The 22,583-nt window shown below is 32.8% G+C and carries 23 protein-coding genes; 12 read left to right on the top strand and 11 right to left on the bottom strand.

Going from position 1 to position 22,583, the window contains the following annotated elements; translation table 11 throughout:
- The first annotated feature begins 29 nt into the window (after positions 1-29).
- Together gmk and nadD are read left to right on the top strand one after the other, a co-directional pair.
- Positions 30-602, top strand: coding sequence for a guanylate kinase (gene gmk, locus NMK29_RS20350; protein WP_108802742.1), 573 nt, complete (start codon positions 30-32; stop codon positions 600-602).
- Between the two features lie 13 nt (positions 603-615).
- Positions 616-1,197, top strand: a complete 582-nt coding sequence (gene nadD, locus NMK29_RS20355) for a nicotinate (nicotinamide) nucleotide adenylyltransferase (RefSeq protein ID WP_108802741.1) — start codon at positions 616-618, stop codon at positions 1,195-1,197.
- Here the strand turns inward: nadD and NMK29_RS20360 are convergent.
- Genes NMK29_RS20360 through NMK29_RS20375 form a run of 4 tightly spaced genes read right to left on the bottom strand, consistent with a single transcriptional unit; the run spans position 1,188 to position 4,260 of the window.
- The gene (locus NMK29_RS20360; protein ID WP_108802740.1) at positions 1,188-1,742 is read right to left on the bottom strand and encodes a hypothetical protein; all 555 of its coding nucleotides are present in this window, start codon (positions 1,740-1,742) and stop codon (positions 1,188-1,190) included. The genes nadD and NMK29_RS20360 overlap by 10 nt on opposite strands.
- 6 nt (positions 1,743-1,748) lie before the next feature.
- Positions 1,749-2,531: an enoyl-CoA hydratase/isomerase family protein gene (locus tag NMK29_RS20365; protein ID WP_108802739.1), complete on the bottom strand. Its 783-nt coding sequence runs from the start codon at positions 2,529-2,531 to the stop codon at positions 1,749-1,751.
- 43 nt (positions 2,532-2,574) lie between these two features.
- The gene (locus NMK29_RS20370; protein WP_108802738.1) at positions 2,575-2,778 is read right to left on the bottom strand and encodes a DUF4177 domain-containing protein; all 204 of its coding nucleotides are present in this window, start codon (positions 2,776-2,778) and stop codon (positions 2,575-2,577) included.
- 24 nt (positions 2,779-2,802) lie between these two features.
- Positions 2,803-4,260, bottom strand: a complete 1,458-nt coding sequence (locus NMK29_RS20375) for a PAS domain-containing sensor histidine kinase (RefSeq protein WP_108802737.1) — start codon at positions 4,258-4,260, stop codon at positions 2,803-2,805.
- 127 nt (positions 4,261-4,387) lie between these two features.
- On the opposite strand from NMK29_RS20375, the gene NMK29_RS20380 reads away from it, so the two are divergent.
- The 5 genes from NMK29_RS20380 to NMK29_RS20400 all read left to right on the top strand — a co-directional run bounded on the left by NMK29_RS20380 (position 4,388) and on the right by NMK29_RS20400 (position 9,875).
- Positions 4,388-6,076 (top strand): ABC transporter ATP-binding protein, encoded by a 1,689-nt coding sequence (locus tag NMK29_RS20380; protein WP_108802736.1) that lies wholly within the window; start codon positions 4,388-4,390, stop codon positions 6,074-6,076.
- Between the two features lie 101 nt (positions 6,077-6,177).
- Positions 6,178-6,723 carry a hypothetical protein gene (locus NMK29_RS20385; protein WP_108802735.1) on the top strand — a complete coding sequence of 182 codons (546 nt, stop codon included), beginning with the start codon at positions 6,178-6,180 and terminating at the stop codon, positions 6,721-6,723.
- A 129-nt stretch (positions 6,724-6,852) separates the two neighbouring features.
- Positions 6,853-7,365, top strand: a complete 513-nt coding sequence (locus tag NMK29_RS20390; protein ID WP_108802734.1) for a hypothetical protein — start codon at positions 6,853-6,855, stop codon at positions 7,363-7,365.
- Between the two features lie 168 nt (positions 7,366-7,533).
- On the top strand, positions 7,534-8,670 hold the full coding sequence (locus NMK29_RS20395; RefSeq protein WP_108802733.1) for an SPFH domain-containing protein: 1,137 nt from the start codon (positions 7,534-7,536) through the stop codon (positions 8,668-8,670).
- An 86-nt stretch (positions 8,671-8,756) separates the two neighbouring features.
- Positions 8,757-9,875, top strand: a complete 1,119-nt coding sequence (locus NMK29_RS20400) for a DNA helicase PriA (protein WP_108802732.1) — start codon at positions 8,757-8,759, stop codon at positions 9,873-9,875.
- Positions 9,876-9,878: 3 nt separating this feature from the next.
- Here NMK29_RS20400 and NMK29_RS20405 read toward each other — a convergent pair whose 3' ends face one another.
- From NMK29_RS20405 to NMK29_RS20435, 7 genes are all read right to left on the bottom strand, one after another.
- Complete coding sequence (locus NMK29_RS20405) at positions 9,879-10,364, bottom strand: hypothetical protein (RefSeq protein ID WP_108802731.1); 486 nt, start codon at positions 10,362-10,364, stop codon at positions 9,879-9,881.
- 75 nt (positions 10,365-10,439) lie between these two features.
- Positions 10,440-14,126: a T9SS type A sorting domain-containing protein gene (locus NMK29_RS20410; protein ID WP_108802730.1), complete on the bottom strand. Its 3,687-nt coding sequence runs from the start codon at positions 14,124-14,126 to the stop codon at positions 10,440-10,442.
- 88 nt (positions 14,127-14,214) lie between these two features.
- Positions 14,215-14,592 carry a hypothetical protein gene (locus tag NMK29_RS20415; RefSeq protein WP_108802729.1) on the bottom strand — a complete coding sequence of 126 codons (378 nt, stop codon included), beginning with the start codon at positions 14,590-14,592 and terminating at the stop codon, positions 14,215-14,217.
- 204 nt (positions 14,593-14,796) lie between these two features.
- Positions 14,797-16,350, bottom strand: a complete 1,554-nt coding sequence (locus tag NMK29_RS20420) for an aldehyde dehydrogenase family protein (RefSeq protein WP_108802728.1) — start codon at positions 16,348-16,350, stop codon at positions 14,797-14,799.
- A gap of 162 nt (positions 16,351-16,512) precedes the next feature.
- Positions 16,513-17,052 carry a 3-hydroxyanthranilate 3,4-dioxygenase gene (locus NMK29_RS20425; RefSeq protein WP_108802727.1) on the bottom strand — a complete coding sequence of 180 codons (540 nt, stop codon included), beginning with the start codon at positions 17,050-17,052 and terminating at the stop codon, positions 16,513-16,515.
- Between the two features lie 113 nt (positions 17,053-17,165).
- Positions 17,166-17,378, bottom strand: coding sequence for a hypothetical protein (locus tag NMK29_RS20430; RefSeq protein WP_027394392.1), 213 nt, complete (start codon positions 17,376-17,378; stop codon positions 17,166-17,168).
- A gap of 282 nt (positions 17,379-17,660) precedes the next feature.
- Entirely contained in the window at positions 17,661-18,584 is a 924-nt protein-coding gene (locus NMK29_RS20435; RefSeq protein WP_108802726.1) for a nicotinic acid mononucleotide adenyltransferase, read from the bottom strand.
- Positions 18,585-18,709: 125 nt separating this feature from the next.
- Here NMK29_RS20435 and NMK29_RS20440 point away from each other — a divergent pair, with 125 nt between their 5' ends.
- The 5 genes from NMK29_RS20440 (at position 18,710) to NMK29_RS20460 (ending at position 22,547) form a co-directional block, all read left to right on the top strand.
- Positions 18,710-19,705 (top strand): NAD(P)H-dependent glycerol-3-phosphate dehydrogenase, encoded by a 996-nt coding sequence (locus NMK29_RS20440; RefSeq protein ID WP_108802725.1) that lies wholly within the window; start codon positions 18,710-18,712, stop codon positions 19,703-19,705.
- A gap of 64 nt (positions 19,706-19,769) precedes the next feature.
- Positions 19,770-20,015 carry a VF530 family DNA-binding protein gene (locus NMK29_RS20445; protein ID WP_199915036.1) on the top strand — a complete coding sequence of 82 codons (246 nt, stop codon included), beginning with the start codon at positions 19,770-19,772 and terminating at the stop codon, positions 20,013-20,015.
- Positions 20,016-20,116: 101 nt separating this feature from the next.
- The gene (locus NMK29_RS20450) at positions 20,117-20,572 is read left to right on the top strand and encodes a nuclear transport factor 2 family protein (RefSeq protein WP_108802724.1); all 456 of its coding nucleotides are present in this window, start codon (positions 20,117-20,119) and stop codon (positions 20,570-20,572) included.
- Between the two features lie 2 nt (positions 20,573-20,574).
- Positions 20,575-21,420 carry a sulfurtransferase gene (locus NMK29_RS20455; protein ID WP_108802723.1) on the top strand — a complete coding sequence of 282 codons (846 nt, stop codon included), beginning with the start codon at positions 20,575-20,577 and terminating at the stop codon, positions 21,418-21,420.
- Between the two features lie 29 nt (positions 21,421-21,449).
- Positions 21,450-22,547, top strand: coding sequence for a glycoside hydrolase family 3 N-terminal domain-containing protein (locus NMK29_RS20460; RefSeq protein WP_159092161.1), 1,098 nt, complete (start codon positions 21,450-21,452; stop codon positions 22,545-22,547).
- Positions 22,548-22,583: the final 36 nt, after the last annotated feature.

Here is a 22,583-nt window from a genome sequence, read left to right on the forward strand (position 1 = left end):
CCTTTACCCTTCTGGTAAAATTTATATAGATGAAACAAGGAAAACTTATAGTATTGTCTGCACCATCAGGCAGTGGAAAAACTACTTTAGTTAAATATTTACTACATAAAGAAGAATTAAATCTAGATTTTTCTATTTCTGCTGCTTCTAGAGAACCACGAGGTGGAGAAGTACATGGAAAAGATTATTATTTTCTTTCTTTAAGAGAGTTTAAAGACAAAATCAAAGCTGATGAGTTTTTAGAATGGGAAGAAGTGTATCGGGATAATTTTTATGGAACGCTGAAAACCGAAGTACAACGTATCTGGAATAAAGGAAAACATGTAATTTTTGATATTGATGTAGTTGGAGGATTGGATATTAAAAGAATCTATCCTGATCGTACATTAGCTATTTTTGTAAAACCACCTAGTATCGAAGAATTAAAAATTCGATTAAAGAAACGCAAAACTGAGTCTGAAGATAAGATCAATATGCGAGTTGCTAAAGCATCTACCGAATTAGCTACTGCTCCACAATTTGATGCTATCGTTACCAATGATGATTTAGAAAAAGCAAAAGCAGAAGTATTACAACTAGTCAAAAAATTTATTCTAGGATAAATAGAGATTTCTAATGAAAAAAATAGGTTTATACTTCGGAACATTTAACCCTATTCATGTAGGTCACTTAGCTATTGCGAACCATATGGCCGAATATTCTGATCTTGATGAAATATGGATGATTGTAACGCCTCATAACCCTTTTAAAAAGAAGAGCTCGCTATTAGATAATAACCATAGATTAGAAATGGTCTATAGAGCTACCGAATCCTATCCTAAACTAAAACCAAGTGATATTGAATTTAAGTTACCTCAGCCCAATTATACAGTTCATACATTAGCTCATCTACAAGAAAAGTATGATAATCATCAATTCAATTTGATTATGGGAGAGGATAACCTAAAAAGTTTCCATAAATGGAAAAACTACGAGGTTATTTTAGAAAACCACAATGTCTATGTGTATCCTCGAATTTCTGAAGGCATAACAGATCATCAATTCAAGAATCATACTAAGATTCAGAAAGTCAATGCTCCTATCATGGAAATTTCTTCAACCTTTATACGAAAAGCCATTTCTGAAGACAAAAACATCAAACCACTATTATCAAAAGAAGTGTGGGAATATATTGATGAAATGAATTTCTACAGATAACCTAAAAAATTCTTGTGTAAATTAAGAACTATAGAGAATTGGTGTTTTCCTATATCAGGAAATGGATTTCCATTAGTTGATATATTGTAACCATAAAATATATTTACATCACCAAAAATACCTAGACCAATCTTAGGGGTAATTACAAAATCATTAGTATCAAAATTAGTTTGGTATTTTCCCTCTATACCAACATTTAATAAAGGAATCATATTCATTTCATATCCCATTTTTACTCCATAAACATCCTTTTCACTAACAGGATTCCATTCTATGGCAATGTAATAATCATTAGAAAAAAAACCTACATCACTATAAGTGCAGGTATGTCCTGATAATCCGATTTCTGAATAAAAAGAATTCTGAATACCCGCACCAACTCGTCCAGAAAATCGTTTATAAGTTGTGGAATACGGATTTGTCCTATACTCAATATCTATTATGGTATCATTTGATGTTGAATTTACTCTGGATTTATCTTGACCAGAAATAAATGAAATACAAAATAAAGCAATTACAACTAGGAAGAAACCTTTTCTTTCCATAGCAACTTATTTTCCAGGAAAATCAGCTTTTCTTTTTTCTAAAAATGCTGTAGTTCCTTCTCTAAAATCTTCTGTTCCAAAACAATTACCAAATTCTTTTATTTCTGTTTTAAAACCATTCACACCATCCTCATAAGCTGCATTCACCGAATTAATTGCAGCACCTATCGCTACAGATGAATTTCTCATAATTTTACTTGCCAACTTTTCTGCAAGTGGTAACAACTCTTCCTGTAAAACAACGTGATTTACTAATCCATAATTTAAAGCCTGATTAGCATCGATCATTCCTGCTGTCATAATCATTTCCATAGCCCTTCCTTTACCAACCAATTGAGGTAAACGCTGTGTTCCTCCATATCCTGGTATTACCCCTAAGGATACCTCTGGCAATCCCATTTTAGCATTATCGCTTGCAATTCTAAAATGTGCGGACATAGCTAACTCCAATCCGCCACCAAGTGCAAAACCATTTACAGCTGCAATTACTGGTGTTGATAAACTCGCGACAAAATCAAAAAGTAATTCTTGTCCTTTAGCCGCCAATTGACCTCCTTGATCAACAGAAAAATTAGCAAATTCGCTAATATCAGCACCAGCTACAAAAGCCTTTTCTCCACTTCCAGTTATAATAATTACTTTCGTTTTAACATCTTTATTTGCCTCATCAAACGCATCGTGTAATTCCTGAATTGTTTCTTTATTTAATGCATTTAATTTTGATGGACGATTAATTGTAATAGTTGTTATACCGCTATTGTGAGTTGTGAGAATATTATTATACATTATTTATATTGTTTGTATTGTTTGTATTGTTTGTATTGTTTGTTTATTATTTTAAATCTCTTTCGAAGTACAAATAGAAATACATGCCCAATCCAAAATCTTCTACATCAGTAGACACTAATCTCCATCCATCTTTAGCATAAAGATCCAATTTTTCCTGAATATCTTTAGAAGAAGATTTTAAGATATGTTCTTTATCCAAGGTAAGTTTTGAATAGTAAATCAACGATTCTAATTTATACTCTTTCATGATTTTTTCGTTAATATGTTCGAATTACAATTTTGGGAATTTCACTTTAAAAACAGTTCCCTTTCCTTCTTGAGATGTAAAGGTAATACTTCCGCCATATGTTTCCACAATATTTTTAACCATACCCAGTCCCAACCCCATACCACTGCTTTTGGTTGTAAACTTGGGCTCGAATATTTTCTTTTTATTTTCTTCAGTGATCCCCACTCCGTTATCAGCAACCGTAATAACAACATTATCTTTTTCTGTAAATACATTTACCATAATTTTCGGAGTATGATCTTCTGAGATTGCTTGTATCGCATTTTTAACCAAATTTGTTACCACACGTATCAACTGGGTTCTATCAAATTTGGCAATAATTTCTTCTTTTTCTGATGGAAAAACAATGTAATGTTCATTAAAAATATCCAAAGCTAATCCAACAATTTTTACAACATCCAAAGTTTCACTTTTCTGCGCTGGCATTTGAGCAAAATTAGAAAATGCCGAAGCTATTGAACTCATGGTGTCAATCTGTTGGATTAATGTATCACTATATTCTTTTACTTTTTTCTCAATTGTAGGATCGTTAGGATCAAACTTGCGTTCAAAACTTTGAACGGTCAATCTCATAGGAGTAAGTGGATTTTTAATTTCATGAGCTACCTGTTTTGCCATTTCTCTCCAAGCAGCTTCTCGCTCACTTTTAGCTAACATTGCCGCACTTTCTTCTAATTCATCAATCATACTATTATAGGCATTTACAAGTGAATAAATCTCATCACTAGAATCACCAATTCTTATTCTCTTGTTACGCTTATCTAAACGAGTCTGATCTATTGTATCAGAAATAGTTTTAAGAGATCTAGTTATGTATTTTGACAAAAAATAAGCTAAAACTATCGCAATTAACAGCATCAATAAATACACTTGACCCAATCTTGTAAGAGATTCCCATAATTCTCGAGAAAAGAAATTATCATCTTCTAAATATGGTAAATTTAGGATCGCTAAGGGTTTTGATTTATAATCCTTAATATATGTATAAGAGGATAAAAAGTGTTCTCCATTTTTTTCTGAAACTCCTAGGTATCTTTTTTCGTATCCGCTACCTAACGTGTCTATAATATGCAGATTGAGCTGTTTGTCTACAGTATCATTAACAAAAGTCTCTTCGGATTTAACCAATAATTTACCAGATAGACTATAAATATTAATTGGCAAGGTATGCTCTTGAGAGATTTGATTTATTTTCTTCTTCTCTTTAAAAATTAGAGCAACGTTCTCTTCTGTAACAGGATAGGTAGTACTACTTAATGCATTATTTATAGCTATTTTAATCCGTTCTTCCTTTCTTTCCAATCGCTCACGATGATATTCTTCTGCTTCTTCCTTATATTGATATACAGTAATAGCCGCAACCAATACAGAAGCCAACAGAACTAATACCGTCATAGAAATAAAAATCCTCGTTCTAAGAGAGAGTTTGGTAAGCTTCATAGTATTCTTTGAGTCGTAAATATAACAAATATCACACCAAAAAAACTTTAAAACAACGCTAGATTATAACCTAGCTACCTTATGTTTTATAGGAGGTAATTGACTAAATTTACTTAGTTTTGATGCTATGGACAATGAGCCTTTACTTTCTGTCAAAAACCTAAATGTTTCTTTTTCTTCAGAAAAGAAAGAAATACAGGTACTATATGATATTTCATTTGATATAAAGCCTAACGAAATACTCGGTGTAGTTGGGGAATCCGGTAGTGGAAAATCGGTTACTTCTCTAGCAGTTATGGGATTACTTCCAAAAAAAACAGCAAAAGTTTCTGGTAGAATTTTCTACCGTGATAATGACTTACTTGATTTTGACGATAAAAAATTACGTTCTATACGTGGTAACGAAATTGCCATGATTTTTCAAGAACCTATGAGTTCTTTAAATCCTTCAATGAAATGTGGTAAGCAAGTTATAGAAATTTTATTACAGCATACTAAGTTTACTAAATCCGAAGCCAAAGAAGAAGTACTTTCTTTGTTCGAAAAAGTAAAACTTCCAGATGGAGTTCGTGCCTATAATTCTTATCCTCATGAACTAAGTGGTGGTCAAAAACAACGTATAATGATTGCCATGGCAATTGCGTGTAAACCGAAACTACTTATTGCCGACGAACCTACTACTGCACTAGATGTCACTGTACAGAAAGAAATCATTAGTCTACTCAAAGATCTTCAGAAAGAATACAAAATGAGTATTCTTTTTATTTCTCATGATTTATCATTGGTTTCTGAAATTGCTGACAATGTTTTAGTAGTTTATAAAGGAAAAATGGTGGAACAGAATACTACTTCCGAAATCTTTAATAGCCCTCAAAAAGAATACACGAAAGCATTAATTTATGCAAGACCATCTTTAGATATTAGGTATAAAAGATTACCGACCATAGAAGATTATCTAAACGATCAAAAAAAAGAAAGACAACAAATTACCAAAACAGACAGAGAAGAGCATCATAAAGAATTATATAGCAACACACCATTGTTAGAAGTAAAAAATGTAGAAAAAACGTTTTTCTCTAAAGTTGGTTGGTTTGGCAAAAAGGAGTTCAGAGCAGTTGACGGAGTTAGTTTTTCGTTATACGAAGGCGAAACGCTTGGTCTTGTTGGAGAATCTGGATGTGGAAAATCTACTTTAGGAAATACCATTCTACAATTAGATAAAGCTGATCAAGGAGAAATCTTATATAAAGGTCAAGATCTAACAGAACTTTCACCATCTTCTATACGAGTTTTAAGAAAAGATATCCAATTAATATTTCAAGATCCGTTTGCCTCATTAAATCCTCGAATGACCATTGGTAAGGCAATTATGGAACCCATGAAAGCTCATAAATTATACGCTGATGATACTGAGCGTAAAAAAGAAACAATTAATCTTTTAGAACGAGTTGGACTGGATCCTTCATATTTTAACAGATATCCTCACGAATTTAGTGGTGGGCAGCGTCAAAGAATTGGTATTGCCAGAACCATTGCGCTTCAACCAAAGCTAATCATCTGCGATGAATCCGTAAGTGCTCTCGATATATCCGTTCAGGCACAAGTTCTTAATTTATTAAATGAATTAAAGGAGAAATTTGGATTTACCTATATATTTATTTCTCATGATCTTGCTGTAGTAAAATATATGTCGGATCAGTTATTGGTTATGAACCAAGGTAAAATTGAAGAACAAGGTGATGCTGATATTATTTACGAAAACCCTAAAAAAGAATACACAAAAAAACTCATCAATGCTATTCCAAAGAGTATTTGATATAAGTATAACTCCATCCGATTTTAAGGATTTTAATTACCGATGATGTTTACTTATTTGTTATAAATCATACTAAGTTTTAAATAACAAAACTTAACGTGATGAAAACAAAAAGCATAAAAAACATTAAAAAAATAGTTTTTGCAATAGGAATATTATTCTTTATTTCTTGCGAAACAGACATTCCAGAAACAGATACAACTACTCCTACTTTTTCCTTTAATATTTCTGGAGATGGTTTTAATAGAACATTTACTCAAGATGATGATTTTTCTAGTATACAACTTAATTTGCGCACAGATACAACTTATGATTTTATCTTTTCGGGAGCAGATACTGGTGGCGTAGAAAGAATCTCTTGGCAATATCCTCATGATTACATCGAGTTTTCTGAAGAGATACCTGCACCTTGGGAAACCACTACACTTACATTTCTTTCTAGCTCTATCTATTGGGATGGTGATCCTACTAATCCAACAACCGGAAACATCTTAGCAGGAAAATTAGTAACTAATGGAGAATCAATAAGTATCTCATTTTCTTTTCTTGTAAAAGATTTCGGAGGGTTAGATGGTTCATCTAATATTATAGAAAAATCAATGAACATCTATATAGATAATCAAAATACAGAAGTTATTTCTTTATAATCCATATTCAGCCAAAAATATTTCTCATCCAAAGACCTATTCAAAAATAATTGAATAGGTCTTTTTTAATCTAAATGTTTACCTCTTGATATAAACCTACACTAATAGCAAACATTAAAACTTAAAATGATGAAAACAACAATGAAATTTTTAACGTATGTAATGATGGCCTTTGCCTTAGTATTAACTTCTTGCGATGGAGAAGATGGAGCAAATGGACTTGATGGTGCAATAGGGCCAACAGGACAAGATGGAAACGCTAATGTACTTGTAAAAGCAGTAGACAATGTAACATGGTCAGCCGGAACTTATCTTGGAAGGGCCGCAAATGAATTTGTCATTACAGATACTGATATTGATCAAGATATATTGGATAATTCGTTAATCCTAGTCTATTTTCAATTATTTGGAGATGACATATGGTTTCCTATGACATATAGTTTCCCTTTTTCAGATGGTACAGATGAAGTCATAACATTTACCTACAGCCTCGATACATTAACTATATACGCATTATCGTCTTCAGGGCCAGTAGACGCACAAATTACAAAACTAAAATATGTTATTATAGAAGGTACAGCAACGAGTAGTACCAATTTTGAAAACTTTGAGGAACTTCAATCTTTCTATAATCTGGACTAGTAAATATAAAGTCGACAGCATAATCCTTTGCTACCCTTTATTTGTACTTTACAACCTTAATATGCATGGCATATTAAGGTTTGCTTTTTTAGAATTAATCTAAAATTAATTTTTACACAAGCATCCTATTTTGTAGTTTTAGAACACGAATTATAAATCAACTCACCGATGGGAATTTTTGACGAAATAAAAAAGAAGCTAAGTAATGAATTTATAGATATTGTAGAATGGTTAGATAATACTCAGGATACCATTGTACATCGTTTCGAACGCTACCAAAATGAAATAAAAAACGGAGCTCAATTAATTGTAAGAGAAGGGCAAACAGCAGTTTTCATTAATGAAGGTCAATTAGCAGATGTATTTGAGCCTGGAACTTACACTTTAAACACTCAAAACTTACCGATTTTAACCACCTTAAAAGGTTGGAAATATGGATTTAACAGCCCGTTTAAAGCAGAAATATATTTTGTGAACACACGCCTTTTTACAGATGAAAAATGGGGTACAAAAAATCCAATAACATTAAATGATGACCGTTTCGGTCTGGTAGAAATTAGAGCCTTTGGAACATATGCATTTAAAGTCAATGATCCCGGTAAATTTATAGTAGATATTGTAGGTACAGACGCTAATTTCACAAGTTTTGAAATTAACGAACATCTTAAAAGTTTAATCTCTACTCGTTTTACCGATACTGTCGGAGAGGCTAACTTTCCAATAGAATTATATGCTGCTAACACTACCGAACTATCAGAAACCTGTCAAGAAGTAATGCAACCAGAATTTAATTCTGTTGGTATTTCCTTGGAGCGCTTCTTTATAGAGAATGTTTCTATGCCGGAAGATCTGAAAAAAGAAATTTTTGAGTATAGTAGAATTGATAAGATTGACCTTGATAAATTAACCAAATTCAAAACTGCCAAAGCCATAGAAGCTGCCGCTGCAAATGAAGGAGGTACCGCAGGAGCAGGAATGGGAATGGGAATGGGATTTGTACTAGCGCAACAGATGGGTGGAATGATGAATCCAATGGCGACACAACAACAAGCGCAACAGCAGCAATCTGCACCAATTGCTCCACCACCAATGCCAGTGCAAGTGCAATACTTCTATGCGATAAATGGACAACAGGCAGGACCTGTATCTTTTGACCAATTAAAGTCTTTATTTGCTAATAGAACAGTAAATAAAGATTCTCTAGTATGGAAACAAGGAATGGCAAATTGGTCCGCTATAAAGGATGTAGAAGAGTTAAAATCATTTTTAGGAGGTAATACTCCTCCTCCACTTCCGGGAGCTTAATAAAATAAATATGCTTTTTATCCTTTCTTTCGTTTTACCCGAAAGAAAGGATAACTTTGTACAACATCTACTATCATAATTCCTGAATGGAAGAAGAAAAAAAAATATTTTCTGAGCAAAAGAAATCTTGCGCTAATTGTGGTGCCGAATTAACTTATAAACCAGGTACCTCTGAAATTAAATGTGATTATTGTGGACATGAAGAAACCATTGTTCAGCAAGAAGATGGTTTTAAAGAACTTGAATTAAAACCCTATCTAGAAGAAATGGGATCTCTTTCTCATTCTGAAGAGATTACAATGCTTCATTGTAAAAACTGTGGTGCTAATCAACATATAGAAGAGAATTATAAATCATTACACTGTGTATATTGTACCATGCCTCTAATCATAGAGGATGCATATAAAGAAGATTGGATTCTTCCTGGAGCTGTACTCCCTTTTCAATTTGATCAAAAAAAATCACATCAAATTTTCACAAAGTGGGTAAAAGAATTATGGTTTGCTCCAAATAATCTTAAAAAAGCTGCTTTAGATCCTGAGCATACTAAGGGACTATACCTTCCTTATTGGACATTTGATGCTCAGTTATATGCTACGTATACAGGGCAACGAGGAGATTATTATTATGTTAGCGTTCCTTACACTAAAACAGTAAACGGAAAAACTGTTAGAGGTACGAGACAAGAACAAAGAACAAGATGGACTCCTGCAAGCGGAAGTGTTAGTGGTTTTGTAGATGATACACTGATAAAAGCATCAAATCAAAGGAAAAACCCAATTCCTTCGAAAATTGCGCATTGGAATCTTAAAGCGTTAGAACCTTTTAATACTAGTTTTTTAGCAGGCTTTGTTACAGAAAAATACACTATACCATTAAAGGATGGTCATTTATCTTCTACCCAAGAAGCAGAAAGAATAGCACGTTCCTGGTCGCGTCACGATATTGGAGGTGATACGCAAAGAGTACATTCTGTAAATATGAGTCTATCAGAAGAAACATTTAAACATATTTTACTTCCAGTCTATATTAGCGCCTACCAATATAATGGAAAGAAATATAATTTTTTTGTAAATGGTCAAACTGGAAAAATATCTGGAAAAAGACCCTATTCCTTTTGGAAAATATTTTTCTTTGTACTTTTTATAATCGCTCTAATTTTATTAATTATTTGGTTAGCCGATACCTATGGAAATCAACAATAAGAGCTATTGTCTGAACTCATAACCAACTATCTCGTACATAGTTTGATTAAAATTCATACAAGGTTTTTCCTTAATTATAATGAAAATATCTTTACTAAGTTTTGACTTTAAATAAGTAATATCTTTTGATATTCCTTTTCTTAAAGCAATTGTTATTTCTTTATTAACCGAAACCCTATTTACTAAACCCGAACCCGAACCTTTGATTTCTTTAATCTTAACGTTTACTGCAGCTTCGTGAGAAACATCACAAATTAGTTTATTACTATAAAGCTCCATAACCTCAACTGTTAGATGAATTGTATTTGGAGCTATCTGATTTTGTGTAAATACATTTGGTTTAGGCATATCACCATTGTTCGTATCTCCAAACTTTGGCTTCTCTACTTTTGGCTTTCCCGTTGTATTTTTTACATTTTCTTGGGCGATACTATTGGATTTACAAGAAAACAAGACTGCAATCAACCCTATGTACATAAGTTTATTCATAGCTTTAATATAAAAAAAGGAGTTAATTATATCAACTCCTTTTTTCTTAATTAATTGTTATTAAAACCTGTAGCCCTATCTCTTAAGTAATTTAACTACCGTATTTGTACTAGTTCCTGAGATTTTCGCATAATACAAACCAGAAGCCAATCTCGATGCATCCCAATTTACGTTAGCATTAGAGTTAACATCAGATATTGTATGCACTAAATTACCAGTACTATTAAATATATTAATATCTACATTTTTGCTTGATTTGGAAATCGCATCTCCAAAATTAAAGAAGAATGTATTATTAGATGGATTAGGATAAACAGAAATCTCATTTACTAAGTCTAATGTAGTTAAAGTAACCTCTAATTCAGGTTCTACTACATCTTCATTAGAACTTATAATATCTCCAAAAATTTGGAATGTTTGATCAAGTGGATTTCTTCCTAATGCAACTGTTGTAGCTGTCCAATCTATAGCTCCTGTACCAAAGAGGTTTGCAGGATCTCTAAACTGAGTTACTTCACCTACTACATTATCCTGTGATGCCCAAAACCATTGGTTTCCTCCATTAAATGCAAGATTAGTATAAATTGATATCCAATATTCCCCACTCTCTAAAGTAACCGCTTCTGGTAGATCTATATTTAAATTTGAAATATTTGGTTCTGAAATAGGAGCAATCTCTCCGCTATTATAAACTTCTGCACCAGGAACTCCTCCTTCATTTTCATAAATAACAATACTTACGTTGTTAAGTGCAGGACTTCCATTTACAGCACCAAAAGCTACTATTCTATCAATATTCCATATATTACCCACTGGAACTGTAAAATCATCAGCTGACTGTGCCAAACCATTAAAATCTAAGAAGTTCTGAGAAGGTATTGTTGATACCTGCGTATTTGTTTGTTCATAGATAGAAGGTTCAGATACTGTAACTGTAAAACCTTCAGCAACTTGTTCTTCTCCCGAAGTAGCAATTAGACCTATTGAAGCTGAACCGATACTATCTGGCGCATATGATAGGGTAAGTGTATTACCTGTTAATGTAGCTGTTACTAATTCTGGGTCAGAATTAGTTAATTCAATATCAATTGGTAATCCTTGAGATTGCACAAATAAACCTGTTATATCTATACTTGTATCTTCACTATTTTCACTAACACCAAAATCATCTAATAAAAAGGCAGTAACTAAATTAGATTCTGGTAATGGATTAGCAGTTACAGGAAAACGAGCACTAAACAATCCACTTCCGTGAGCAGCTACAGCAATAAATCCATCTTTTCTTGTAACAACTTCATCAGTTACGGAGTTACCAATTGCAAAGTTCTCTTTTCTCCAAACTGTATTTTGTCCGTTTAATCCTCTTGTAGAATATAAACCGGTACTTGTGGCAGCAAATATTCTTTGTAATCTTGCTCCAAATCTACCTGCACTACTACCTAAAAAAGCCGTACTTCTTACAGAAGGTCCATTACCTGATCCATCTACATTTTCTTCTAAGTTACCACTAATATTAGTCCAGGTATCTCCACCATCTTCTGTAATAAATACACTTGGAATTCCATAATTAGAATAAGTAACAATTACGCGATCAACATTAGACGGATCAATATTAATATCATTAACAAAACCTACAGGCAATCCTTTTCCAGTTGAGATATCAATTGCTTGCTGACCATCTATATTGGCATTATCCATTCTAAACACAACTCCAGAGTTTGTACCATAGTATAATCTATTAGCTACTGGAAATTTAGAAACATCTAAAGAAGTTATAGTGGATCCATCAGGAGTTGATGTATTGGTAAGATTTACCCAGTTCTCTGTTGCATTTGTATTTGTAAATAAAGGCAACCCATCAAGATCATTATTTCTCCATATAGAACTTCCTGCCGGCATGTACATGATGTTATCATTATTAGGGTCAAGAATAAATGGGTTAACAAAAGCAAAACCTGAAGCTCCTGCAGGTTCTACAGCAGAAAATGATTCAAATACTCCTTCTTCGTCAAAATTAAATCTAAATACATTACCTCTCTGAGAAGAAACATAACGTGTTCTACCATTATCAGCAATTGCACTATAAGCTCCATCTCCTCCAAAATCTGATTCCCAAATGGCATCAGAATCCGTAGAATTTGTAAACCAAGTACCATTATCTTGGAATCCAGCTACTAAATCATCTGTATTTGGCTCTGGATCAAATGCTACGTGATATGGTTGGGTAGTAATATAACCATTGTTTAAAGATGTCCAAGCTACAGGTTCTATTCCATCATTGGTTGCTGTAATATCTTCAGTAACATAAACTCCACCATCATTACCTGATAATGCTCTATTAGGATTTGAAGGGAAAAACAATAATGCGTGTTGATCTGGATGTTGATTTGTATATAGACTTACATTATTCAATGGAGAATATCCAGCTATCCAACTTTCCTGTCCTGCAGGAGTAGTAAATCCTGTTGTAGATCTATACACATTAGTTCCTGCAACAAATACCATATCACTATCTGTAGGATGTACTTTTACTACCATATTATACTCACCTTGTAAATTTAAGTTTCCTACACTTCCACCAATACCGAAAGGCAAGTTTACACTTAAATCCGTCCAAGTTCCTGCTGCAAGGTCATATCGATTTAATAAAGCAGGAATTCCTCCTGAATTATTTTGTGTAAGAAAATACACTGTATTCTCGTTAGAAGGGTCAATACCCATAACAGTTCTTCCGTAAGCAGGTACAAATCCTTCAGGAGTAATATTAGTCCAAGTATCTCCATCTGTAGAAGTAAAGAATCCAGCTGTTGGGTCAGTATCAGAATCTATTGTTGCATATATTTGACCCGTAGAAGAAATTGCTACTTCTGCTTTACTATCAAAACCACCAGTTAATACTTCTGTAAAAGAATTCCCTCCATCTTGTGATCTTTGAATACCAGTAATTGTACCTAAATAAAGATCTCCATTGGTAGGATCGATAGCAATTGAATTAATTAAATCAAAAGGTTCATTTGTATTAAATATCCCAACATCAGGATTTGCTGTAGCTGTTAACAGTTCGAATGTACGCCCTCCATCTCTGGATTTGTATACTCCACTACCTTGATAAAATGCTCCTCCAGCACTTGCTGAATTTCCATAACGTTCTCCAGAAATGTAATACCAAGTAAAACTATGTCTTGGTCTTGGATCTTGCACAATTCCCGTAATACTAGGATTCTGAAAAGATCTTGTAACTTTTCTCCAAGTTTCTCCACCATTCTCAGTTCTCCATAATCCTCCAGATACTCCACCGGCTAAGATTACATTTTCGTTTCTACTGTCAATTGCTAACGCACGAGTTCTACCTCCTACATTAAACGGTCCTCTATTTTTCCAAAAAGAGAAACTACCTGATTTAGCAGCAGTTTGTAAAGATTTTTGTGATTCATCACTTAAATTGATCTTTTCTGAGAACTGAACCTCTGCTTTTCTAATTCCTTCTGGTATTTTACCAGTAACAGGGTTTTTTAATCTCATCAAGTCAAATTCTGATCTTTCTATTGCATTATCCGCTTGTCTTTCTAGAGGAGTTTTAGCATCAGTAGATCCTTTTTTACTATCAAACATTTTTGTTTGCTTGTACAATTGATGGCCTTTATTAGGTTTTTCATCAGCTGTAGTCTTTAATTGTTGTGTTTGTGAGGTTGCAGAGAAGGTTGCTAAAGCCATTGCGCAAACACAAAAACCTCTTTTGAGGTGTTGTAGAGTTGAATTCATATTTAAGTTAATTTTGTGTGAATACCAAAACTAACTCATTGGAGCTAAAACATTTGTTAAAATATTATCAAAATATAATACTATCTTGTTAATTTGGTTGAAGAATGATTTCTCTACTTTGTGTAATTACATGACAAATATCTTTATCAACTATAATTGGCACAGTAGAAGTAAAGGTTTCATAATTATCGCCACTTACAGTAATTACATAGGTTCCTGTTCTCTCAAAAGCACCAACAAACGAATTTGTATTTTCAAAATTTACCAATGTTTCAGTATAATCACCATCCACAGCAATTACTGTAATTCCTGAAATCAAAAACGAATCACTTATCGTTGCATCTTTTACTGTAATATCTAAGCCTGCTCTAAGCTCATCTGTACAGAATACCGGATCTAGTGTGTCTTGTTCATCTAAGTTACACCCAGCACAAATAACTAATAATATAAGTACTAATTTCTTCATATTCCTTTGCATATTTATTAAGAAGATGCGATTTAAACCATCTGGTTGCGTCTTCATTTCCGCGAATATATATAATCTATTTGATTCTTATTCACTTTAGTAAGTCCACAGATGATGAATAAAGTACTTCTAACCTCAATAAAAAATTAATAAGGCGTCTATTTTTAAAAACAGACGCCTTATTAAAAAATATAATTTTAACTATTATAAATCAAACTTAATACCTTGTGCAAGAGGTAATTCTGTTGTGTAATTTATAGTATTTGTTTGTCTTCTCATATATACTTTCCAAGCATCAGAACCGGATTCTCTTCCACCTCCAGTTTCTTTCTCTCCTCCAAAAGCACCTCCAATTTCGGCACCAGAGGTTCCAATGTTTACATTAGCAATTCCACAATCTGATCCTGCATGAGACAAGAATCTTTCTGCTTCGCGTAAATTATTAGTCATTATTGCTGAAGATAATCCCTGAGCAACACCATTCTGAACCTCAATTGCATTTTCTACATCACCACTATATTTTAGTAAATATAAAACTGGAGCAAATGTTTCATGTTGAACAATTTCGAAAGAATTATCAGCCTCAGCGATTGCAGGTTTTACATAACATCCACTTTCATATCCTTCTCCAGAAAGAACACCACCATCTACTACAATGTTTCCTCCTTCTTTTACTACTTTTTCCAAAGCATTTTGGTATCCACTTACAGCATCTTTATCAATAAGGGGGCCTACATGGTTATTTTCGTCTAAAGGATTTCCAATACGCAATTGCTTATAAGCGTCTACGACAGCATTTTTTACTTTATCATAAATTGAATCATGTATAATCAATCTTCTTGTAGAAGTACAGCGCTGTCCTGCTGTTCCAACAGCACCAAAAACAGCACCAATCACGGTCATTTTAATATCAGCGTCCGGAGTTACAATAATCGCATTATTTCCTCCAAGCTCTAATAATGATTTCCCTAAACGTTCTCCAACCGTAGCTCCAACAATTTTACCCATTCTGGTAGATCCTGTCGCAGAAATTAACGGAATTCGTTTATCGGTAGTCATCATTTCTCCTACTTTATAATCTCCGTTAATAAGACAAGAAACGCCTTCTGGAATATCATTATCTTTTAAAACTTTAGCTATTATATTTTGACAAGCAATACCACAAAGTGGTGTTTTCTCACTTGGTTTCCAAACACAAACATCACCACATATCCAAGCTAAAGCTGTATTCCAAGCCCAAACAGCCACAGGAAAGTTAAAAGCAGATATAATACCTACTATTCCTAAAGGATGATACTGTTCATACATTCTATGTCCAGGTCGCTCTGAATGCATGGTTAATCCGTGTAATTGTCTAGATAAACCAACAGCAAAATCACAGATATCAATCATCTCCTGAACTTCTCCCAGTCCTTCTTGATAAGATTTACCCATCTCATAAGAAACTAATTTACCTAGAGGCTCTTTTAAAACTCTTAATTCTTCTCCAAACTGTCTAACAATCTCTCCTCTAAGCGGAGCAGGCATTAACTTCCAAGATTTAAAAGCCGATTGCGCTTTCTCAATAACCTTCTCATAATCATTACTCGTCGTAGTAGTAACTTTTCCTATCAAATTACCATCTACTGGAGAAAAAGATGAAATTTCATCACCATTAGAAAACCAATCAGAACCCGTAGAAGTTCCTTTGTTAAGATCAGAAACACCTAATTGCTTTAATGCTTCTTCTATTCCAAAATCTGTTGCTATAGCTGCCATATTTTTTGAATTATATTTTTAGAGACCGTAAAGATACTGTGTTTTGAAGATATATTAAATTTTGACCTGTTATATTGATGATTTTGAATAATATTTTAAAAAACCATAGTTAAAAAAATCAATCTTCTATTAAAATTAAAAGTTTCAAACTAAATTGACTCTTTATGATTCTGTAACAAACCTCTTATCTACTGGCATTTCTGCACCACAATTATTACAAGTTCTTAAAGATTGACTACCATAAAAATCTTTAAAATGTTTAAGGAAATCCTTTTCAATATCATTTAGCTTAAAATAAACCTCGTGTAATTTAGTATTACAGTTATCACAAAACCATAATAATCCATCTTCAGCCTCTAAATCAACACGTTTTCTTTCTATTACCAAGCCTATAGATCCCTCATGACGTACTGGAGAATGTGGAACTTTTGCAGGATGTAAGTACATATCACCTGGTCCTAATTTCATAGTTTCTTTTTTACCATCCTCTTGTATATGAACTTCTATCTCGCCTTCTAATTGGTAAAATAACTCTTCTGTTTCATTATAATGATAATCCTTTCTTGCATTGGGACCAGCAACAATCATTATGATGTAATCTCCCGCATCTTTGTATAAATTTTTATTACCCACAGGAGGCTTAAGTGTGTCTCTATTTTCTTTTATCCATTTATCAAGATTAAAAGGTTTTCGAATTCCCATATTTATATCTATTTTGAAACATAAAATTAAGCAAATCACTTGAAACCTTTATAAAAACCAAAGTAATCTTCTCTAAAAAAGCAAAAGCGAACTTAGGTTCGCTTTTGTAAAGTTTAACAACCAGTTTCTTCATATTCTGTACTCCCATCAATTGGACAAGGATCAGAACAAGATTGTGTAATTAAAATTGGGAAAGGGCTATTTCCTGGTCTAAAAACACACGCACAACATTCATCAAAAAAAGGAAAGCCTCCTCCTTGAATAGATTGTTGTTCCGTCTTACTTAATTTTTTGCTGTTGTCGATGTTTAAGATTTTTTTAAGCATATGATTAATTTGATTTGTTGAATTACTAAAGTTAGGAAATAATACACCAAATCAATAGTTTTTAAACAGAACACATCCTCATTTTGATCAAAATAAGCACTTATTATCAAGTGTTTATGATTTATTTAGCACGCAAGGTTACCAGGGAATATTCTTTAGTTCTTATATCAATTGAAATATCTTGCTACTAAAAAGAAATCGCCCAGACAAGATTTCTCTTGTAGAGCGATTTCCAACTAAATAACCAACCAAAAAAATTTATATCGTCTAGTGCGACTTGTTTTATTTTGTAAGCTTCATAAAATCAGCTTTTTTTAATCTTCTTTTGTCATTCTGAGATGGTTTTCCATCTTTAGAACTCTTAAACTGAAGGTATCCTCTACCTACAAATTCATAAATTGTTCCAGAAGCAGGATGTAATAATTCTATCTTACTATCATTTATAACGGTTAACTCGAAATATTCATTGCCCAAATAATCGTAATCAAGTGTTAAATTTTTCATATAGAAATTATTAGGCACATCATCTACTGCATAATAGCCACTATAATCATAGTATATATCATTGATATTAGACACATTAACGTCTTCAGAACTTTTAAAATTATCACCTGATCCATAATATAAAAATTGTAAATAATTTTCGTTATCAAACTCATTTAGTGCTCCAAAATCACTTGTATATACTTTTTCCCAAGTAACATATTCATGTAAGAAGTAATGTATGTTATCATAAAACACTCTATCATAATCAAACGTATTTCTTTGATACCCTATTAGATAATAACTAGTATTAGTAACTCCATCATACAATCTAATTTCATTATTTCCATATTGAGTAACATCAAGGCTATACGTGCCATCAATATCATGGCTAATATCAACTTCCATTCTAAACGTATTGTAAAACCCAACATCTAATCCAAAACCATTTCCATTACTTCCAATTCCTACTAAGTTATTATTAGCATAAAAAGTTCCATTCTTAAAGGAAACAGTAAACGCTTTCTGAAGAAAAGGAATTTCTCCATTCCCTTGTGTACGCTCGATGTCTACATACCATATTTCGTAGGTACTTAATAATTCGTTTAATGTAATTGCAGGTTCTTCAATAAAAACATCATCTTCTACTACTACTTCTGTTACACAAGAAGTTAGAAACATTGAACCTAAAATAAAAGCCGAAAGTAATTTTAAAGTCTTCATAAGCTAAGTGTTTTTCAATTTCGTATATCTGAAACCAAAACGTGTGCCAAAAATATATTTAATTGATTATCAGGTGTTTATTTTGAGTTGTATTTTCCTTATTTTTGAGCTCACAATCATTTTACATGGATAAAGAATTAAAATTTGCTGTGATTGGCGGTGGTAGTTGGGCTACAGCTATCGTAAAAATGCTTACTGAAAATCTAAATGAAGTAGGTTGGTATATGCGAAGTGTATATGCTTTAGAACATCTAAAGAGACAACAGCACAATCCGAATTATCTAAGTTCTGTAGAGTTTAAGATGGATCAACTTAAGCTTACTAACGATATTAATGAAGCAGTTACTTATGCAGATTATTTAATTTTTGCGATACCATCTGCTTTTTTACATAAGGAATTGCAAAAGCTTACTGCATCTTTAGAACACAAAGTTATTTTCTCTGCCATTAAAGGAATTGTACCAGAAACAGGTTTGATCGTTGGAGAACACTTTCATGATATTTATAATATTCCTTTTAATAATATCGGCGTAATTACTGGTCCTTGCCATGCAGAGGAAGTCGCTCTCGAACGTCTTTCATACCTAACAATTGCATCTAACGATGAAGACAAGGCAAAAATCGTTGCCAAAAACTTAAGTAGTGAATACATCAAATGTAAAGTAAGTGATGATATTATTGGTACGGAGTATGCTGCTGTATTAAAAAATATTTACTCTGTAGCAGCAGGAATTGCCCACGGATTAGGATATGGAGATAATTTCCAAAGTGTTTTAATGAGTAATGCTATTCGCGAAATGAAACGTTTTATTAAAAAGATTCATAAAATGAAACGTAATATTAACGATTCGGCATACCTAGGAGATCTACTTGTTACTGGATATTCTATTTTTTCGCGTAATCGTATGTTTGGTAATATGATCGGTAAAGGCTATACCGTAAAAAGTGCTCAAATGGAAATGAATATGGTTGCCGAGGGATATTATGCTGCCAAAACTGCTTATGAACTGGATGCTACCAGTAGTACTCGTACTCCAATAATTGATGCAGTGCACGATATATTATATGAAAACAAAAATCCAAAAAAAATATTCAAGAAACTGACAGACAAGTTAGACTGATAATACTATCAAAAAATTTAAATAATTGGGTAAAGAGTAAAAGCCTTTATTGACAAACTAATTAATGGACAATCAAAACAAAACCATCAAAAAACAACCAAATAATCCATTACACGGAATGAAGTTGTTAACTATACTAGAATTGCTTGTAGACCATTATGGTTGGGAAGGATTGTCTAATAAAATTTCTATCAATTCTTTTAAGAATGACCCATCTATTAAATCTAGTCTTAAGTTTTTAAGAAAAACACAATGGGCACGAGATAAAGTTGAACGCCTTTATCTAGAATTAGATAGTATGAATAAATAAGATCAAAAATAAGGTTTCACAATGTTTGCGTGTATTTCTCAAATATCAATAAGAAACCCTTATGCACTTATTAGTATATATTTCTTTGTAACTTTATACATATGAAAGAACTTATCGAAAAATTTTATACTGGATTAAGCGAAGGAAATGCAGAGAAAATGATTTCTTGTTATCACGATGATATTGTTTTTGAAGATCCTGGTTTCGGAAAATTAAAAGGTGAAAGAGCCAAAAAAATGTGGCAAATGCTTTGTAAAAATGGGAAAGATCTTAAAGTAGAGTTCTCTAAAGTAGAAGCAGATGATCAAAAAGGTTCTGCACACTGGGAGGCTTGGTATAGTTTTAGTCAAACAGGAAGGTCTGTTCATAATAGTATCGATGCCGAATTCGAATTTAAAGATGGTAAAATCATAAAACATACTGATCATTTTAACCTACACAAATGGGCTTCGCAGGCAATTGGCTGGAAAGGAAAATTACTTGGAGGAACTAGTTTTTTTAAGAAAAAACTACATCAACAGACAAATAAATTACTTGATAAATTCCAAGCATCCTAAGAATGAATACTTTAGAATTTCCATCACCAATAGTTTCAGTAGATTGGGTATTTAAGCATTTAGATCACCCAGATCTTATTATTCTTGATGCAAGTATTAAAAAAGTGACTTCTTCTCTAGCATCTAATCAAGAATTACAAATTCCAAAAGCTCGATTTTTTGATATCAAAAAATCCTTTTCTGATCAAGATTCGAACTTACCAAATATGTTTCCTTCTTCTGATTTTTTTGAAAAAAATTGTAGAAAATTAGGTATCAACACTAACTCAAAAATTATAGTGTATGATACTTTAGGTATATACTCAAGTCCAAGAGCATGGTGGATGTTTACTTCTTTTGGTCATAAAAATGTAGCAGTACTTGATGGCGGATTACCCGAATGGATCAAAAACGAATTACCTACTGAAAATAAAGGGACTACGACCAAATTTCTATTAGGTGATTTTAAAATAAACGATCATTCCAAATATACTGTTGACGCTAAAAATATTTTATTTGAAATGAACAGTACAAAATCTGTAATCCTTGATGCACGTTCATATGGAAGATTTAAAGCCATCGATCCAGAACCCAGAACTGATCTAAAAGGAGGACATATCCCTAATTCATTAAATTTGCCTTACACAAAAGTATTACAGTATGGAAAGATGCTTCCCACAAAAGAACTAACAACACTATTTGATGATTTTGAAATCGGAAATAAAAAATTGATCTTTAGCTGCGGTTCAGGTATAACTGCTTGTGTAATTTTATTAGCAGCTCATCTTGCTGGATATACTGACTTGTGGATTTATGATGGTTCTTGGAGCGAATGGGGACAATTAAAAGATGCTCCGATCCATTGTTAATCTATTTAATACAACCCAAATCATTACCTATGCGATATTTTTCATTATTACTACTTTCAGTTTTATCTATTATTCAAAGCAATGCACAATCTAAAAAATTCGGGTTACAGGATTTTTACACCTACAATTCCGAATTGGAGTATACCGTAGACTCTATCTATAATACACTTTCAGAAAGACAACAAGTAGCTCAAATGATCATATCATCAGCTGGAGAGTTAGGAAAACCTATGGCTACAGTGAAAAAATTGACCGAAAATGACGCCATCGGAGGTGTGGTCTTTCTTAAAGGAAGTAAAAAAACACATACAGAAAGTATTAACACCTTAAATGCAATTTCTTCTAAAAATAAGACACTGCCTCTACTTTTTAGCATGGACGCAGAGCCCAGTTTATTTGCCAGTCGAATTAAAGGAGCAAAAGACGTTGGAAAAACAATTGACATAAAAACCGAGGCACAATCTGATGTAGTAGTTAATACAATTAATACAGAACTTAGAGAAATTGGAGTACATCATAATTACGCACCTGTTTTAGACATAAGTGCCAGTAATGAAGCGATTAAATCCAGAAGTTATGGTAGCGATAAGGATGCAGTAATTACTTTGGCCAATCAATTTATAAAATGTACGCAAGCAGGTGGAATCATCGCCACTGCAAAACATTTTCCTGGTCATGGTTTGGTAAAAGGAGATACTCACAAACAAAGTGTTTATATTGATGGTCCATTACAGGAAGTAGATAATTATAAAAAGATTATTGAAGATGGTGTATTATCCATTATGATTGCGCACATAACCATCCAAAATAACGAGAAATATGGAACTGATGGATTGCCTTCTAGCTGTTCTAGAAAAATTATTACAGGATTACTAAAAGAAGAAATGGGGTTTAAGGGAATTATAATTTCTGATGCTTTAAATATTATGAAAGCTGTTACTATTCTTGATAACGCACCTTTATTGGCTTCTAAAGCGGGTTGTGATCTAATTTTAATGCCTCAAAACGAAAATGCCACCATAAATGCAATTCTTTCTGAAATGAAAACAAACCCTGCTTATAAAAAACAAGTTGTTCAATCCGTTAAGAAGATACTTCGTTTAAAGGTTTGTGGTGGGGTTATTTAAACAGATGCAATTACTTTAAAAAAACTAAATATTATA

It is taken from the genome of Aquimarina sp. Aq107 (assembly GCF_943733665.1).
GTDB lineage: Bacteria > Bacteroidota > Bacteroidia > Flavobacteriales > Flavobacteriaceae > Aquimarina.

Bases quoted from the DNA above. Each gene is read 5' to 3' on its own strand.
- gmk (WP_108802742.1), top strand. From the start codon at position 30: ATGAAACAAGGAAAACTTATAGTATTGTCTGCACCATCAGGCAGTGGA.
- nadD (WP_108802741.1), top strand. From the start codon at position 616: ATGAAAAAAATAGGTTTATACTTCGGAACATTTAACCCTATTCATGTA.
- NMK29_RS20360 (WP_108802740.1), bottom strand. From the start codon at position 1,742: ATGGAAAGAAAAGGTTTCTTCCTAGTTGTAATTGCTTTATTTTGTATT.
- NMK29_RS20370 (WP_108802738.1), bottom strand. From the start codon at position 2,778: ATGAAAGAGTATAAATTAGAATCGTTGATTTACTATTCAAAACTTACC.
- NMK29_RS20375 (WP_108802737.1), bottom strand. From the start codon at position 4,260: ATGAAGCTTACCAAACTCTCTCTTAGAACGAGGATTTTTATTTCTATG.
- NMK29_RS20380 (WP_108802736.1), top strand. From the start codon at position 4,388: ATGGACAATGAGCCTTTACTTTCTGTCAAAAACCTAAATGTTTCTTTT.
- NMK29_RS20385 (WP_108802735.1), top strand. From the start codon at position 6,178: ATGAAAACAAAAAGCATAAAAAACATTAAAAAAATAGTTTTTGCAATA.
- NMK29_RS20390 (WP_108802734.1), top strand. From the start codon at position 6,853: ATGAAAACAACAATGAAATTTTTAACGTATGTAATGATGGCCTTTGCC.
- NMK29_RS20395 (WP_108802733.1), top strand. From the start codon at position 7,534: ATGGGAATTTTTGACGAAATAAAAAAGAAGCTAAGTAATGAATTTATA.
- NMK29_RS20400 (WP_108802732.1), top strand. From the start codon at position 8,757: ATGGAAGAAGAAAAAAAAATATTTTCTGAGCAAAAGAAATCTTGCGCT.
- NMK29_RS20405 (WP_108802731.1), bottom strand. From the start codon at position 10,364: ATGAATAAACTTATGTACATAGGGTTGATTGCAGTCTTGTTTTCTTGT.
- NMK29_RS20410 (WP_108802730.1), bottom strand. From the start codon at position 14,126: ATGAATTCAACTCTACAACACCTCAAAAGAGGTTTTTGTGTTTGCGCA.
- NMK29_RS20415 (WP_108802729.1), bottom strand. From the start codon at position 14,592: ATGAAGAAATTAGTACTTATATTATTAGTTATTTGTGCTGGGTGTAAC.
- NMK29_RS20420 (WP_108802728.1), bottom strand. From the start codon at position 16,350: ATGGCAGCTATAGCAACAGATTTTGGAATAGAAGAAGCATTAAAGCAA.
- NMK29_RS20425 (WP_108802727.1), bottom strand. From the start codon at position 17,052: ATGGGAATTCGAAAACCTTTTAATCTTGATAAATGGATAAAAGAAAAT.
- NMK29_RS20430 (WP_027394392.1), bottom strand. From the start codon at position 17,378: ATGCTTAAAAAAATCTTAAACATCGACAACAGCAAAAAATTAAGTAAG.
- NMK29_RS20435 (WP_108802726.1), bottom strand. From the start codon at position 18,584: ATGAAGACTTTAAAATTACTTTCGGCTTTTATTTTAGGTTCAATGTTT.
- NMK29_RS20440 (WP_108802725.1), top strand. From the start codon at position 18,710: ATGGATAAAGAATTAAAATTTGCTGTGATTGGCGGTGGTAGTTGGGCT.
- NMK29_RS20445 (WP_199915036.1), top strand. From the start codon at position 19,770: ATGGACAATCAAAACAAAACCATCAAAAAACAACCAAATAATCCATTA.
- NMK29_RS20450 (WP_108802724.1), top strand. From the start codon at position 20,117: ATGAAAGAACTTATCGAAAAATTTTATACTGGATTAAGCGAAGGAAAT.
- NMK29_RS20455 (WP_108802723.1), top strand. From the start codon at position 20,575: ATGAATACTTTAGAATTTCCATCACCAATAGTTTCAGTAGATTGGGTA.
- NMK29_RS20460 (WP_159092161.1), top strand. From the start codon at position 21,450: ATGCGATATTTTTCATTATTACTACTTTCAGTTTTATCTATTATTCAA.